At 62.4% G+C, this 14,279-nt stretch carries 14 protein-coding genes and 1 pseudogene; 2 read left to right on the forward strand and 13 right to left on the reverse strand.

Annotation, left to right across the window (positions count from 1 at the left end; translation table 11 throughout):
* The 4 genes and pseudogenes from FQ705_RS05180 to FQ705_RS05195 form a co-directional block, all read right to left on the reverse strand.
* Positions 1-134, reverse strand: a pseudogene (locus FQ705_RS05180) (electron transfer flavoprotein subunit beta/FixA family protein); the annotation flags it as partial.
* A gap of 239 nt (positions 135-373) precedes the next feature.
* A complete protein-coding gene (locus tag FQ705_RS05185; protein WP_144138346.1) occupies positions 374-1,171 on the reverse strand; it encodes a MetQ/NlpA family ABC transporter substrate-binding protein in 798 nt (265 codons plus the stop codon).
* A gap of 51 nt (positions 1,172-1,222) precedes the next feature.
* A complete protein-coding gene (locus FQ705_RS05190; protein WP_144138347.1) occupies positions 1,223-1,876 on the reverse strand; it encodes a methionine ABC transporter permease in 654 nt (217 codons plus the stop codon).
* A complete protein-coding gene (locus FQ705_RS05195) occupies positions 1,866-2,900 on the reverse strand; it encodes a methionine ABC transporter ATP-binding protein (RefSeq protein ID WP_144138348.1) in 1,035 nt (344 codons plus the stop codon). Before FQ705_RS05195 ends, FQ705_RS05190 begins: the two co-directional genes overlap by 11 nt.
* Positions 2,901-3,140: 240 nt before the next feature.
* Here FQ705_RS05195 and FQ705_RS05200 point away from each other — a divergent pair, with 240 nt between their 5' ends.
* Positions 3,141-4,040 (forward strand): alpha/beta hydrolase, encoded by a 900-nt coding sequence (locus FQ705_RS05200; protein ID WP_144138349.1) that lies wholly within the window; start codon positions 3,141-3,143, stop codon positions 4,038-4,040.
* A gap of 21 nt (positions 4,041-4,061) precedes the next feature.
* Here FQ705_RS05200 and FQ705_RS05205 read toward each other — a convergent pair whose 3' ends face one another.
* Together FQ705_RS05205 and FQ705_RS05210 are read right to left on the reverse strand one after the other, a co-directional pair.
* Positions 4,062-4,862: an enoyl-CoA hydratase gene (locus FQ705_RS05205; RefSeq protein ID WP_144138350.1), complete on the reverse strand. Its 801-nt coding sequence runs from the start codon at positions 4,860-4,862 to the stop codon at positions 4,062-4,064.
* A 52-nt stretch (positions 4,863-4,914) separates the two neighbouring features.
* Positions 4,915-5,838 carry a histone deacetylase family protein gene (locus tag FQ705_RS05210; protein ID WP_144138351.1) on the reverse strand — a complete coding sequence of 308 codons (924 nt, stop codon included), beginning with the start codon at positions 5,836-5,838 and terminating at the stop codon, positions 4,915-4,917.
* Positions 5,839-6,126: 288 nt separating this feature from the next.
* Between FQ705_RS05210 and mltB the strand changes: the two genes are divergently transcribed.
* Positions 6,127-7,284 carry a lytic murein transglycosylase B gene (gene mltB / locus FQ705_RS05215; protein ID WP_144138443.1) on the forward strand — a complete coding sequence of 386 codons (1,158 nt, stop codon included), beginning with the start codon at positions 6,127-6,129 and terminating at the stop codon, positions 7,282-7,284.
* A 110-nt stretch (positions 7,285-7,394) separates the two neighbouring features.
* Here mltB and cysM read toward each other — a convergent pair whose 3' ends face one another.
* The 7 genes from cysM to FQ705_RS05250 form a co-directional block, all read right to left on the reverse strand.
* Positions 7,395-8,297: a cysteine synthase CysM gene (gene cysM, locus FQ705_RS05220; protein ID WP_144138352.1), complete on the reverse strand. Its 903-nt coding sequence runs from the start codon at positions 8,295-8,297 to the stop codon at positions 7,395-7,397.
* A 289-nt stretch (positions 8,298-8,586) separates the two neighbouring features.
* Positions 8,587-8,952: a ComEA family DNA-binding protein gene (locus FQ705_RS05225; protein ID WP_144138353.1), complete on the reverse strand. Its 366-nt coding sequence runs from the start codon at positions 8,950-8,952 to the stop codon at positions 8,587-8,589.
* 77 nt (positions 8,953-9,029) lie between these two features.
* Positions 9,030-10,022, reverse strand: coding sequence for an ADP-glyceromanno-heptose 6-epimerase (gene rfaD / locus FQ705_RS05230; protein ID WP_144138354.1), 993 nt, complete (start codon positions 10,020-10,022; stop codon positions 9,030-9,032).
* Positions 10,023-10,113: 91 nt separating this feature from the next.
* Positions 10,114-11,121 (reverse strand): D-glycero-beta-D-manno-heptose-7-phosphate kinase, encoded by a 1,008-nt coding sequence (gene rfaE1, locus FQ705_RS05235; protein ID WP_144138355.1) that lies wholly within the window; start codon positions 11,119-11,121, stop codon positions 10,114-10,116.
* Positions 11,087-12,490: a UDP-glucose dehydrogenase family protein gene (locus tag FQ705_RS05240; RefSeq protein ID WP_144138356.1), complete on the reverse strand. Its 1,404-nt coding sequence runs from the start codon at positions 12,488-12,490 to the stop codon at positions 11,087-11,089. The genes rfaE1 and FQ705_RS05240 overlap by 35 nt, the downstream gene beginning before the upstream one ends.
* Before the next feature lie 144 nt (positions 12,491-12,634).
* A complete protein-coding gene (lapB, locus tag FQ705_RS05245; protein ID WP_144138357.1) occupies positions 12,635-13,810 on the reverse strand; it encodes a lipopolysaccharide assembly protein LapB in 1,176 nt (391 codons plus the stop codon).
* 70 nt (positions 13,811-13,880) lie between these two features.
* On the reverse strand, positions 13,881-14,174 hold the full coding sequence (locus FQ705_RS05250) for a lipopolysaccharide assembly LapA domain-containing protein (protein ID WP_144138358.1): 294 nt from the start codon (positions 14,172-14,174) through the stop codon (positions 13,881-13,883).
* Between the last annotated feature and the right edge of the window lie 105 nt (positions 14,175-14,279).

Genomic DNA, 14,279 nt, shown 5'->3' on the forward strand with positions numbered 1-14,279 from the left:
TCTTCCACGGCGATTTCGTCGAACGGATTCATCGACATCTTCACGTTCGCGATGTCGACACCCGTGCCGTCCGATTTGACCCGGACCTTCACGTTGTAGTCGACCACTCTCTTGACTGGCACCAGGATTTTCATGCACACGCTCCAAAGTTACGAATACGTCAACCCAGCGAACATTATAGCGACTGCCCTCATGGCAACCTTTTGTCGCGGGCGCTTTAGCAGGAGGATATCGCTCCCCAGCGGCGTGACGGCAATATCGAACGATCGTTCTATTTTAATCTCGAAAAAACCCGGGCGGCAACCCCGGGTTCCGACTTACGACTCTAATTTCGCACCGCCGTCGTGCTTTTTTACGTCTGAAGGCCGTCAGATCACCACGCGGTGATCACCGAGCCGCCGAATTTCGTGTCCACGAACTGCTTCACTTCCGGCGAATGATACGCCGCGACCAGTTTGGCCACCCACGGCTTGTTTCTGTCGGCTTCGCGGATCGCGATGATGTTCACGTACGGACCCTTCGGGTCTTCGATCGCAATCGCATCCTGCCTGGGCTTCAAACCCGCTTCCATCGCGAAGTTCGTGTTGATCGCAGCCGCATCCACGTCGTTCAGCGAGCGCGGAATCTGCGCCGCGTCGAGTTCGACGATCTTCAGCTTCTTCGGGTTGTCGACGATGTCGATCGGCGTCGCCTTCAGGCCCGCGTCCGGACGTAGTTTCAGCAGACCTTGCTTCTGCAGCAGCAAGAGTGCCCGGCCGCCGTTGGTCGGATCGTTCGGCACGGCGATCTTCGCGCCCGGCTGCAACTCGGCCAGCGTCTTGATCTTCTTCGAATAGATGCCCATCGGGTACGTGACCGTATCCGCGATACGGATCAGCTTGTAGCCGCGGTCCTTGACCTGCGCCTGCAAGTACGGGTCGTGCTGATAGCTATTAGCGTCCAGATCGCCGCCGGCGAGCGCGGCATTCGGCTGCACGTAGTCGGAGAATTCGATGATCTTGATGGTCAGACCGTTCTTCGCCGCGACCGTCTTCACGACTTCCATGATCTGCGCGTGCGGGCCGCCGGTGACGCCGACCTTGATCGTGTCGTCGGCGTTGGCGGCGTTGGCGGCGAACAGCGACGCGGCGCCCAGAGCCGCAGCGAGTTTGAGAATGAAACGACGTTGCATGATGGATCTTCTCCGAACCTGTTGATTCTATTTAGCGGGCTCAATGCCCTTTTATTTATGGCTCAAACGACGCACGAGCCAATCCCCGAACGACTGCACCAGTTGCACGAAGACGATCAGAATCACCACGACCGTCAACATCACTTCCGGCAAGAAACGCTGATACCCGTAACGGATGCCGAGATCGCCCAGACCGCCGCCGCCGATCGCGCCGGCCATTGCCGAATAACCGACCAGCGAGACGAACGTGATCGTCAACCCGGCGATCACGCCCGGCAGCGATTCCGGCAACAACACCTTGAAGACGATCTGGCTGGTAGTCGCGCCCATCGCCTGCGCGGCTTCGATCAGCCCGCGATCCACTTCGCGCAGCGCCGTCTCGACCAGACGCGCGATGAACGGCGCGGCTGCGATCGTCAGCGGCACGACGGCCGCCGCGGTCCCGATCGACGAACCCACCACCAGACGCGTGAACGGAATCACCGCGACCAGCAAAATGATGAACGGCGTCGAACGCACGGCGTTGACGACCACGCCCATCACGCGATTCACCGCGATGTTCTGCAACACGCCCTGACGGTCCGTCAGATACAGCAGCACGCCGAGCGGCAATCCCACCGCTGCGCCGACCAGTCCGGAAATGCCCACCATGATGAGCGTCTCCCAGAACGACTGGACGAACATATCGAACATTTCACTCAACATACGAGAGCTCCTCCACCACCACACCCTGCTCACGCAGATACGTCAGCGCCTGCGCCACCTTCGCCGGTTCGCCGCCCGCGAGCACCGCGAGCGAGCCGAACGCCTGCCCCTGGATCTCGTCGATCTGACCGTGCAGGATGTTGAAGTCGAGTTCGTAGCGGCGAATCGTCTCGGACAGAATCGGCTGGTCGACGCCCGTACCGGTAAAGGCCAGACGCAGCAGATGACCGCTGCCCGTCTTAAGCCGTTCGGCGACGCGCGCCTTCATGGCGGGCGGCAGTTCCTGCGCAATCACGTCGCCGATCAACGCGCGCGTGACCTCGTGATGCGGTTGCAGGAACACGTCGATGACCTTGCCTTCTTCGACCACGCGGCCCGCGTCGAGCACGGCGACGCGGTCGCAGACCTGCTTGATCACATCCATCTGGTGCGTGATCAGCACGATCGTCAGATTCAGTTCGCGGTTGATGCGCTTGAGCAGATCGAGAATCGCGCGGGTCGTTTCGGGATCGAGCGCGGAAGTGGCTTCGTCGGAAAGCAGCACTTTCGGCTTGCTCGCCAGCGCACGTGCAATGCCCACGCGCTGCTTCTGGCCGCCGCTGATCTGCGCAGGATAACGATCCTTTTGCGCCGACAAGCCGACCAGATCGAGCAGCGGCAACACATTCGCTTCGATTTCGGCGCGTTTCATGCCGGCGAGTTCGAGCGGTAGCGCCACGTTCCCGTACACCGTACGCGACGACAACAGGTTGAAGTGCTGGAAGATCATGCCGATTTCGCGACGCGCCTCGCGCAATTGCGCAGCAGGCAAGGTCGTGAGATCGCGGCCATTGACGACGATGTTGCCCTCGGATGGGCGCGTCAGCAGATTGAGGGTGCGCACGAGCGTACTTTTACCCGCACCGCTACGGCCGATGATGCCGAACACCTCGCCCGCCGGAATCGACAGATTGACGTTGTGCAGCGCCTCGACCCAGCCCCGGGGCCCGGCGAACCGCTGGGATATGTTGCGTATTTCGATCATGGAAAAACGAAACGGCGGACTCTGCCACAGAGCGTCTTGCGCTCCCGACAAGCGGCCGCCGTTGCTTTTATTGGGATTTGAGGCCGTAATTCTACCGCAGCGACGTCATTCCCTTTAATAATCAATTGCGAGCTTTTTATAACCTATGGGTATTAGAGGCCGTGTCTGTGAGACAAACTCGCGCCTTGACCATCGCTGCGACTATGATCGGGCGAAACAAATTCAGGACAGACCGCAGCCATGGAGACATCCCCAAGCAGCACCGCGCGCCCCGTCGGCATCAATAAGGGGGACCGCGCGCCGGAGCGCTCGTCGGTCACGACCCGCGACGGCGTGGAATTGCCACTGTACCGGTGGTCTGCCACCGCGCCGATGCGTGCCACGGTCGCGCTCGTCCACGGACTGGCCGAGCATGCGGGCCGTTACGCCGCGGTAGCCGCGCGTCTGAACTCGGCTGGAATCGAAGTGGTCGCGATCGACTTGCGCGGCCACGGACACGCGCCCGGCAAACGCGCCTACGTCAAACGCTTCGACGGCTATCTGCTCGACGCGCAAGCCCTGCTCGACGCCGCCGCGCAGAGCTGCGCCCCGCTCTTCCTGATGGGTCACAGCATGGGCGGCGCCATCGCTGCGCTGTATGCAATCGAGCGTCTCGGCGCGAGCGGCCGGAAACTGAACGGCCTGATCCTGTCGAGCCCCGCGCTGGCGCCCGGTCACGACGTGCCACGCTGGATGTTGAAGCTGAGCCAGGTAATCAGCCGCCTCTGGCCGAGCTTCCCCGCGATGAAAATCGATGCAACGCTGCTCTCGCGTCTGCAGCCCGTCGTGAAGGCGAATCTCAACGATCCGCTCGTGCATCACGGCGCGATTCCCGCGCGCACCGGCGCGGAACTGCTGCTGGCGATGGCGCGTATCGAACGGGGCCGCGCGGACTTGCGCGTCCCGCTGCTGGTCTATCACGGCACCGAGGACAAACTCACCGAGCCGGAAGGCAGTCGTCAGTTCGGCGCGCACGCGGGGTCGCCGGACAAGACGCTCACGCTGCACAAAGGCAGTTATCACGAGACGATGAACGATCTCGATCGCGATCGGGTGATCAATGCATTGATCGATTGGATCGAGAGACGACTAAGGGCGTAGAGCGGAGTCGGGAGCGCGCGTCTAGCGCTTCCAATCCGGCGGGCGTTTGTCGATGAAGGCCTGCACGCCTTCGAGCGCCGAGTCATCCATCATGTTGCAGGCCATGGTTTGGCCCGCAAGTTGATACGCGGCTTCGATGCCCATTTCCAGTTGACGATAGAACAGGCCCTTGCCCGCGCTCACCGCTTCGGCGGGTTTTGCGCAGATGCTGGTCGCGAGACGGGTGACTTCCGAGTCGAGTGCGTCGGCCGGCACCACGCGGTTCACGAGGCCCTGTTGCCGCGCCTGAATGGCGTCGATGAAATCGCCCGTGAGCAGCATCTCGAGCGCGGCCTTACGCGACACGTTGCGTGACAAGGGCACGGAAGGTGTCGCGCAGAACAGTCCCAGGTTCACGCCCGACACCGCAAAACGCGCCGTGTCGGCGGCGACCGCCAGATCGCACATCGCCACCAGTTGACAGCCCGCCGCCGTGGCGATGCCATGCACGCGCGCGATCACCGGCTGCGGCATGCGCTGAACGGTCATCATCAGTTTCGTGCAGCGGTTGAACAACGCCTGGTAGTAAGCCTGCGACGGCTCAGCGCGCATTTCCTTCAGATCGTGGCCCGCACAGAACGCGCGACCGGCGCCCGCTATCACGACCACACGCGCGTCCGACTGCGCGATCGCGTTCAGCGCCGTCTGTAACTCATCGAGTAGCGCTTCTGAGAGCGCATTGAACGCATCGGGCCGGTTCATCGTCAGACGCACGACGCCCGGCACGCCATACGCATCGTGTTCGACCTCGACCAGTGCAGCGCTGCGCACGTCGGCGTTCATAGCAGAAGCTCCTCTTTTAGCTGATGCCGTCCGCGCAGCAGCGCGTCGCGCTTCAGATACCGGCCAGCGAACGCACGTGCGCCACGACACTACGCCCGAGCGCCGACAGGTTGTAGCCGCCTTCAAGACAGCTGACGATGCGCCCACGCGCATAGCGCTTCGCTACCTCGCGCATCTGATCGGTGATCCACGCGTAGTCGTCCTCGACGAGACCCATGTTGCCGAGATCGTCCTCGCGATGCGCATCGAAGCCGGCCGAGATGAACAGCATCTCCGGCTTGAACTCATGCAGACGCGGTAGCCACAACATGTCCACCGCCTCGCGTACCGCCATGCCTTTCGAGCGCGCCGGCATCGGCACATTGCACATGTTCGGCGCCTGATTGTCGGCGCCGGTGAACGGATAGAACGGATGCTGGAAGATGCTGCACATCAGCACGCGCGGATCGCCCGAGAAAGCCGCTTCGGTGCCGTTGCCGTGATGCACGTCGAAGTCGATGATCGCGACGCGCTCCATGCCGTGCACGTCGAGCGCATGACGCGCGGCGATCGCGACGTTGTTGAAGAAGCAGAAGCCCATCGCGCGCGCCGGCTCCGCATGGTGGCCGGGCGGGCGCACACTGCAGAAGGCATTGTCGTAACGGCCTTCGATCACGGCGTCGGTGGCAGCCACCGCGGCGCCCGCCGCGCGCAACGCGGCTTGCCAGGTGTGCGGGTTCATCGACGTATCGGGGTCGATTTCGGCGTGGCCTTCGGTGGGCGAGCGGCTGCGGATGTAGTCGACGTGCGCCTGGGTATGCACACGCAGGAGCGCGGCTTCGTCGGCGAGCGGCGGCGACTCGCGCTCGATGAGCGAATCGATGCGGCTCGCGATCAATTGATCTTCGATCGCCTGCAGACGCGCGGGGCATTCGGGATGCCATTGCCCCATTTCGTGCAGCAGACAGTCGGCGTGGGAATAAAAGCCTGTTGCCATGATTCTCTTCTGCGGCGCGGCACCGTTTGAGGCGCGCGCGGCGTGTCTCCATCCAGGGGCGCGCGCCCTCGGCGCGCCAACATTTATCAAGTTACCACACGACGCCGCTGTCTCGCGTTCGGCACAGTTTTGCAGAAGGCGTCGGGTATACTGCCCCGAACTGTTTTCCTCTGTGTTCCTCCTGTCTCTTGCGCACTGCGCCCCTAGCTCACTATGACCGTCAAGCTTGCTCTGTCTGCACGAAACCGGCTACGCACCGTGGCCACCGCACTGTCCGTCGCATCGTGCATGTTCATGGCAACCACCCCGGCGCTAGCGCAGAGCGCCGGCAGGAAACCGCCGGTGCTGGTCGCGCAAAGCCAGCCGCAGCCCTCGGTGCCGCAAGGCCAGACGTTCGAAGAAGAGATCATCCCGCAACGCTACGCCAACAACGCGAATGTCGATGCGTTCATCAACGACATGGTCGCGCGCTACGACTTCGACGAAGCGTCGCTGCACGCGCTCTTTGCCGGCGTGAGCTATTCGGCGACCGCCGTGAAGCTGGTGACGCCTTCGCCCACGCCGTCGGTCAAGAACTGGCGCGTGTACCAGTCGCGCTTTCTCGATCAGGTCCGCATCAACGCGGGCGTGCGCTTCTGGCGCGCGAACCAGGCGACGCTGCAACGCGCTTATGAAGAGTTCGGCGTGCCGCCGGAAGTGATCGTCGGGATTATCGGCGTGGAGACGATCTATGGTCGCTTCATGGGCAACTTCCGGGTGCTCGACGCGCTGACCACGCTCAGTTTCGATTACCCGAGCACGGCCAATCGCGCGGATCGTCAGGCGACCTTCCGCAAGAATCTCGAAGACTATCTGGTGTGGACGCGCGATTCGCAGATCGACCCGACCACGGTGCTCGGTTCGTACACGGGTGCGATCGGCATTCCGCAGTTCTTGCCGAGCAGCATCGTGCAATACGCGGTGAGCTACGACGGCAACAAGCAGATCGACCTGCGCACGAGCCAGGCGGACGCAATCGGCAGCGTGGCGAACTATCTGCGACAAAACGGTTGGGAAAGCGGCCGGCCAGTGGTGTGGAAGATCGGTTCGGACGCCGGCAGCCTGGGCGTCGCACAAGCAGCGGCCGACGGTCAGCCGGAGCCGCACTGGCCGCTCGACCAGTTGCTGCGCGCGGGCTTGCTGCTCAACGAACCGGGCGTGGACGTCGCGTCAGAAGCCGGTACGCCGGTGACGGTGGTGGACCTGCCTTCGCCGGGTCGCGGCACCGAGTTCATGCTGGGCCTGAAGAACTTCTATGTGCTGACGCGTTATAACCGCAGCTTCTTTTACGCACTCGCGGTTTATCAGTTGGGCATGCGGGTCAAGGCGCAAATGGAAGCGAGCGACGCAGCCAGCGCAGTCAACAGCGCAGTCAACAGCGCGGCGCCGGCGGCGGCTTCGCAATAAATCGGCGATACGCGAATCGTTCAGTCCGCGTTCCCAGCAGGCAGATATAAAAAAGCGCCGGTTCTTCACGAACCGGCGCTTTTTCATTTAGCGAACTCGATCGAGCAAACTCAAGCGGGAAAAACGCCTGTCGACAAATACCGGTCGCCACGATCGCAGACGATGAACACGATCGTCGCGTTCTCGACCTGACGCGCCAGGCGCAGCGCCACTTCACACGCGCCGCCCGACGAGATGCCGGCAAAAATACCTTCCACCGACGCCATACGACGCGCCATCGCCTCGGCCGCAGCCTGGCTCACGTTTTCGACGCGATCCACGCGGCTACGGTCGAAAATTTTCGGCAGATACGCTTCCGGCCATTTGCGGATGCCCGGAATGCGCGAACCTTCTTCCGGCTGCGCGCCGACGATCTCGATCGCCGGATTCTCCTGCTTCAGATAGGTGGAGACGCCCATGATCGTGCCGGTCGTGCCCATCGACGATACGAAGTGCGTAATGCGCCCTTCCGTATCGCGCCAGATTTCCGGGCCCGTGCCTTCGACGTGCGCCGCCGGATTATCCGGATTGGCAAACTGGTCGAGAATGATGCCTTTGCCTTCGCGCTGCATCTGCTCAGCCAGGTCGCGCGCGTACTCCATGCCGCCGGTGACGGGCGTAAGGACGATCTGCGCACCATAAGCGGCCATGCTCTGACGGCGCTCCACCGACAGATCTTCCGGCATGATCAACACCATCTTGTAGCCACGGATCGCGGCCGCCATGGCAAGCGCGATGCCGGTGTTGCCGCTGGTCGATTCGATCAGCGTGTCGCCCGGCTTGATGCGGCCGCGCGCTTCCGCCTTCTTGATCATCGACAAGGCCGGGCGATCCTTCACCGAACCCGCGGGATTATTGCCCTCGAGTTTCGCCAGGATCACGTTATTGCGGCTGCGGATTTCGTCGTCGGGAAGACGGACGAGTTGCACGAGCGGCGTGTTGCCAATCGTGTCTTCGATGGTTTTGTATGCCATATCGGTTCTGGTGCAGTCGATGCGCGGAGTCTTCAATCCGTCGATTCTAAACCACCGTGCCCGCACCTGCCGTGCGGCCCTTCTGTCCGCATGGATGCACGAGCCCTCCAGTAAGCGCGCCGAAAGTGAGCGTCCAGGCAAAAAGCCCGCGGCTGAGAACCGCCGCGGGAGCCAGTCATCTGCATGACAGCTGAAGGAGTGCTGTTACCAGCTCCGACCATGAATGGGGTACTGCAGGAGCGGGCCACGCGCGCGGTCAACTGAAGCCGCGCGGGTGGTCCGCGTCGGGCTACTTCTTCACCGCCACCGTGGTGTTGGTCTTTGCGGCGTTGGCCGGAACGGCCGCGCCCTTGGTCTGTGCAGACGCCGCAGCCTGCGCGTTAGCAGCCGCGCCAGCCGGACCGACAGCGAGACCCTCCGCCTGCAGGCGCTCGACGGTATGCCCGCCCATGCCTTTGACGCGCTTGCCAAGATCGGCCGGGTCCTTGAACGGACCATGCGCCGAACGCTCTTCGAGAATGGCTTTCGCTTTGGCAGGACCGATGCCCTTGATGCCGCGCAGCGCATCTTCGTTAGCCGTGTTGACGTCGACGGCCGCATAAGCGTGACCGAAAGCGGCAAGCATCGCCGCGGTAACCAGAATTTTTCGAAACATATGGAATCTCCCTCGTACAACCGGTTGGCGACCATCACCAACCGGGAGATTCCAGTTTAAAGAGGTATCCGAATTATTTACACCTGGCCGAATAGCCAACGTACGTAGCGATCGACACCTTCCTGCACGCTCAGGAACGGCGCGTCGTAGCCGGCTGTGCGCAGCTTCGATTGATCGGCCTGTGTGAAGCACTGATACTTGCCGCGCAAAGCGTCCGGGAACGGAATGTATTCGATCAGCCCGCGCTGCACCTGATCCGCCAGCGACAACGCCGGCTCGTTGTTCAGCGCGCGCATCGTGTTGACCACCGTGCTCGCGATGTCGTTGAACGGTTGCGCGCGGCCGCTGCCAAGATTGAAGATGCCCGACTTGTCCGGATTGTCGAAGAAGAACAGGTTGACCTTCACCACGTCTTCGACGGAAACGAAGTCGCGCGTCTGCTCGCCTGCCGCGTAGCCGTTGTACTCGCCGAACAGCTTGACCTTGCCTTCGGCGCGGAACTGGTTGAAGTTGTGAAACGCCACCGACGCCATGCGCGCCTTGTGCGTTTCGCGCGGTCCATACACGTTGAAGTAACGAAAGCCCGCGATCTGGCTTTTCGCGGTGGGCAACACGCGGCGGATCACCTGGTCGAACAGGAACTTCGAATAGCCGTACACGTTCAGCGGCTGCTCGACTTCGCGCTCTTCGACGAAGCGGCTCGAACCGCCGTACGTAGCCGCCGACGACGCGTACAGAAACTGGATGTTCTGCTCGAGGCAGACATCGAGCACGTCGCGGCTATAACGGAAGTTGTTATCCATCATGTAGCGGCCGTCGGTTTCCATCGTGTCCGAGCAGGCGCCTTCGTGGAAAATCGCGCGTACCTTGCCGAAGTCACCACGCTTGAAGCGTTCGACGAATTCGGTTTTATCCACGTAGTCGTCGATTTCACAATCGACCAGATTCTTGAATTTGTCGGCGCGCGTGAGGTTGTCGACGGCGATGATGCGTTGTTCGCCGCGCTCGTTGAGCGCCTTCACGAGATTGCTGCCGATAAAACCGGCCGCGCCGGTGACGATGAGGGTCATGATGATCCTGCGGTAAGGAGTTTCAATCGACGCCCCGCGGATCTCGTTGCCGCGCTCGTGACGCGCGCGATGAGAGATCCGGCGGGCCGCATCAATGAAAGAGTTCGTCGTAATCGACGGTGGCGGTGCCGAGTTTGCCGACCACGATGCCGGCCGCGCGATTCGCCAGTCCGACCGCTTCGACCAGCGTGAGACCCGCGCCCAGCATGGCGGCGAGCGTGGCGATCACGGTGTCGCCGGCACCCGAGACATCATACACTTCGCGTGCGACAGCCGATGCGTGCAGGATGCCTTCGTCGGAGAAGAGCGTCATGCCCTCTTCCGAGCGCGTCAACAGCAGCGCCTTGAATTGCAGTTCGGCACGCAGCTTCGTCACACGCGCGATCAGATCTTCTTCCGACTTCCATTGGCCGACCACTTCGCGCAACTCGGCGCGATTCGGTGTGATCAGCGTGGCGCCGCGATAGCGATCCCAGTCGTCGCCCTTCGGATCGACTAGCACCGGCTTGCCCGCGGCGTGCGCTTTCGCGATCATCTGCGTGACGTGGGTCAGCCCGCCCTTCGCGTAATCGGACATCAGGATCACATCGTGCGACGGCAGCAGTTCGTCGAAACGCGCGAGACTCGCGAGCAACACTTCATGCGCGGGCGAGTTTTCGAAGTCGACGCGCAGCAACTGTTGCTGACGCGACAGCACGCGCAGTTTGATCGTCGTGAGCAGGTCCGGGTCGCGTTCGAGATGCGGCGTCACCCCGCTTTCGTCCAGCAACTGCACGATGCGCTCGCCGGGTTCGTCGTGACCGACCACGCACAGCAGACCCGCTTGCGCACCGAGCGCCACCGCATTGCGCGCGACGTTCGCCGCGCCGCCGAGGCGATCTTCCTGACGCTGCACGTGGACGACAGGCACGGGCGCTTCCGGCGAAATACGGTTCACGTCGCCGAACCAGTAGCGGTCGAGCATGACGTCGCCGACCACCAGCACACGCGCCGCGCCAAGCTGCTCGCGCGGCACCACGGTCAACTCAGGGCCCGCCGTGGACGCTGCGGCCTCGTGCATGATCTCAGGCATCGGCCGGGAGTTCAGAGGGTTGGGCATAAGGGCGTCCAATCGAGTGATAGTCGATGCCGATCTCCGTCATCGCGTCCGGTTCGTAAAGGTTGCGGCCGTCGAAAATCAACGGCGATTTCAGCACCGATTTCAGATGCAGGAAATCCGGGCTCTTGAATTCCTTCCATTCGGTCACGATCACGAGGGCGTCGGCGCCGGTCAGCGTTTCGTCCTGCGTGCTCGTGAAGGTCAGACGCGCGAGCTGGTCCGGCGTGTCGTGCAAATCGAGCGCGAACACACGACGTGCTTCAGCCACCGCCACCGGGTCGTACGCACGCACTTGTGCGCCACGCGCCAGCAGTTCGGCGATCACGCGACGGCTCGGCGCCTCGCGCATGTCATCCGTATTGGGCTTGAACGCGAGACCCCACACGGCGAATGTGCGGCCGCTCAAGTCTTCGCCGAGCTTCGCCGTAATCTTGTCTACCAGCACGTCCTTCTGCTTGTAATTCACTTCCTCGACTGCTTCGAGAATGCGCAGCGGGTGGCCGCTTTCGCTGGCGGTACGGATCAGCGCCTGCACGTCTTTCGGGAAGCACGAGCCGCCGTAGCCACAACCGGCATACAGGAAGTGATAACCGATGCGCGGGTCGGAGCCGATGCCGCGCCGCACCGATTCAATATCCGCGCCTACGCGGTCGGCCAGATTCGACATCTCGTTCATGAACGAGATGCGCGTGGCCAACATGGCGTTGGCGGCGTATTTGGTGAATTCGGCCGAGCGCACGTCCATGTATAACGTGCGTTCGTGATTGCGGTTGAACGGCGCGTAGAGACGCTTCATCAGCTCGCGCGCGCGCTGGCCGGCTTCGTCTTCGTCGAGACCCAGCACGATGCGATCCGGGCGCATGAAGTCGTCGACGGCGGCGCCTTCCTTCAGGAACTCGGGATTCGATACGACGGAAAAACGATGCTGCTCGCTGTCGGCGAGGCCACGCTTTTCGAGCTCTTCGCGCACCACGGCCTGCACGCGCTGCGCGGTGCCGACCGGCACCGTCGATTTATCGACGATCACCTTGAAGCCGTTCATCGTGCGGCCGATGTTGCGGGCCGCTTCGAGAACGTATTGCAGATCCGCGGAGCCATCTTCGTCGGGCGGCGTGCCGACGGCGATGAACTGCACCTCGCCGTGCGCCACGCTGGCTTCGATGTCCGTCGAAAACGTGATGCGGCGGGCGGCGCGTGTGCGGTTGATGATCTCCAGCAGGCCCGGTTCGTGGATCGGCACGCCACCGCTGTTGAGGATTTCGATCTTGCGCGGATCGACGTCGAGGCAGAAGACGTCGTGACCGATTTCAGCGAGACACGCGCCTGTGACGAGGCCGACATAGCCCGTGCCGATAATGGTGATTTTCATACGCTTTCCGGTAGAGGGTTCCGGTGATGATTCCCGGTGATGAAGCCGGTAACGAACACTTGGCGATAGCCGCGCGCGCCTGGATTTCGGCCCTGCGCGTGGCGCGCGAGCCGCACGGCTGAAACCGCCGCGGCCAGCGTGGCGTCAGTTCGACGCGGTGATCGGTTCGACTCGACGCGGCGCATAGGTTTCCCAACCGCTGCAACCCGGACACTGCCAGTAGAAAAGCCGCGCCCTGAAACCACAATTCTGGCACGTATACCGTGGCAGATTTTTGGTGCGCTGACGGATCAGCGTGCGCATCAGTTCGAGCTCGCTGCGGCGCGGCTCTTCCGCGACGGCTTGCTGCGCCTCGAGCAGACGGGTCATGCCGGCCAGATTCGGCGACTTCTGCATCTGCGAACGCGCCAGCGCATGCGCCGCGTCGGGTCCGCGCAGGGACGCGACGTGCTGGTAGGCCACGTCCAGCAGATCGTTGGTCGGATAGCGATCCACCCATGTCGTGAGCAGGTCGGCGCCCTCTTGCGGGCGGCCAAGCGCTTCGTAGGCCTTCATCAGCTTTTCCGCGACGAGCGGCAGATAAGCCGGATTCTGCTCCTCCACGCGCCGCCATTGAGCGATGGCGGCTTCCTGGGCGCCGCCGGCCGCGTCGACATCGCCGAACAGGATCGTGGCGCGCACGTTGTTCGGGTTGGCCTTCAGCGCGAAGCCGAGTTGACGGCGGGCTTCGTCGGGGTCTTTTTGTTGCAGCGCTTCTTGCGCGAGTTCGCAATGGAACTGGGCGATTTCCTTGTCGAGCGATTCTGCGCCCATCGTTTCGAGATGGCGGGCGGTGTCGATCGATTTGACCCAGTCCTTCTCGATTTCGTAGATGGTAAGGAGCGCGCGTTGGGCGCCGAGGGCGTAGTCGCCGGTTTCCAGCGAACGGAAGGTTTCTTCGGCGCGGTCGAGCAGACCGGCTTTCAGGAAGTCCTGACCGAGTTCGTAGAGCGCGTGGTCGCGCTCGGTGACCGGCAAATCGGCGCGGCTCAGCAGGTTCTGATGCACACGGATCGCACGATCCGTTTCGCCGCGACGCCGGAACAGATTGCCCAGTGCGAAGTGCAATTCGACCGTTTCCGGGTCGAGCTTGACCACTTCGATGAACGCATCGATCGCCTGGTCCGGCTGCTCGTTGAGCAGGAAGTTCAGCCCGCGAAAATACGATCGCGGCAGGTTGGCGCTTTCGGACAGCAGCGTCTTGAGGTCGTAGCGTGCAGCCATCCAGCCGAACGCGAATGCGACGGGTATGACCAGCAGCCACCAGAAGTCTAGATCCATGCGATTAATGCAAATGTGCGGGAAAGCGAAAACGGAACGCCGCGCCTGAGGCCGCGCGGCAGAAGACAGCTTAGATCAGCGGCGGCATGGGCGGCTGTTCGACCACCACAGGCGTTTCACGCGCTACTCGCAACTCGCGCTTGAGTCGGCCATTTTCCATGCGCAAGCGCAGCATGGCGGGCAACGACGACACCAGCCCGGCCAGCAGCCCCACCACGAAGAACGCAAGGCCGATCAGAATCAAAGGCGCCGACCACGCATAGCCAGCGAGGAAATTCAGCGTAGCAGGTTGTGTGTTGGAGAGCGCCAGCACCAGCAGCAGCACGAACACCAGCACACGGATCAGCCAGACGATAAATTTCATGAATTAGGTCTCTTGACGGCAGTTGCGGGGTGACGCCGGCTTGATGACGCGTCGCGCCACGGTGTTGCCCGCGCCGAAGTGACCCGTATTGTAATTGAAGCCCTC

This window comes from Paraburkholderia sp. BCC1884 (assembly GCF_900996225.1).
In the GTDB taxonomy this organism is placed as follows: domain Bacteria; phylum Pseudomonadota; class Gammaproteobacteria; order Burkholderiales; family Burkholderiaceae; genus Paraburkholderia.

What these genes read in the sequence shown, in the direction of transcription:
- FQ705_RS05185 (WP_144138346.1), bottom strand. Translation starts at nt 1,171, where the DNA reads ATGCAACGTCGTTTCATTCTCAAACTCGCTGCGGCTCTGGGCGCCGCG.
- FQ705_RS05190 (WP_144138347.1), bottom strand. Translation starts at nt 1,876, where the DNA reads ATGTTGAGTGAAATGTTCGATATGTTCGTCCAGTCGTTCTGGGAGACG.
- FQ705_RS05195 (WP_144138348.1), bottom strand. Translation starts at nt 2,900, where the DNA reads ATGATCGAAATACGCAACATATCCCAGCGGTTCGCCGGGCCCCGGGGC.
- FQ705_RS05200 (WP_144138349.1), top strand. Translation starts at nt 3,141, where the DNA reads ATGGAGACATCCCCAAGCAGCACCGCGCGCCCCGTCGGCATCAATAAG.
- FQ705_RS05205 (WP_144138350.1), bottom strand. Translation starts at nt 4,862, where the DNA reads ATGAACGCCGACGTGCGCAGCGCTGCACTGGTCGAGGTCGAACACGAT.
- FQ705_RS05210 (WP_144138351.1), bottom strand. Translation starts at nt 5,838, where the DNA reads ATGGCAACAGGCTTTTATTCCCACGCCGACTGTCTGCTGCACGAAATG.
- mltB (WP_144138443.1), top strand. Translation starts at nt 6,127, where the DNA reads ATGTTCATGGCAACCACCCCGGCGCTAGCGCAGAGCGCCGGCAGGAAA.
- cysM (WP_144138352.1), bottom strand. Translation starts at nt 8,297, where the DNA reads ATGGCATACAAAACCATCGAAGACACGATTGGCAACACGCCGCTCGTG.
- FQ705_RS05225 (WP_144138353.1), bottom strand. Translation starts at nt 8,952, where the DNA reads ATGTTTCGAAAAATTCTGGTTACCGCGGCGATGCTTGCCGCTTTCGGT.
- rfaD (WP_144138354.1), bottom strand. Translation starts at nt 10,022, where the DNA reads ATGACCCTCATCGTCACCGGCGCGGCCGGTTTTATCGGCAGCAATCTC.
- rfaE1 (WP_144138355.1), bottom strand. Translation starts at nt 11,121, where the DNA reads ATGCCCAACCCTCTGAACTCCCGGCCGATGCCTGAGATCATGCACGAG.
- FQ705_RS05240 (WP_144138356.1), bottom strand. Translation starts at nt 12,490, where the DNA reads ATGAAAATCACCATTATCGGCACGGGCTATGTCGGCCTCGTCACAGGC.
- lapB (WP_144138357.1), bottom strand. Translation starts at nt 13,810, where the DNA reads ATGGATCTAGACTTCTGGTGGCTGCTGGTCATACCCGTCGCATTCGCG.
- FQ705_RS05250 (WP_144138358.1), bottom strand. Translation starts at nt 14,174, where the DNA reads ATGAAATTTATCGTCTGGCTGATCCGTGTGCTGGTGTTCGTGCTGCTG.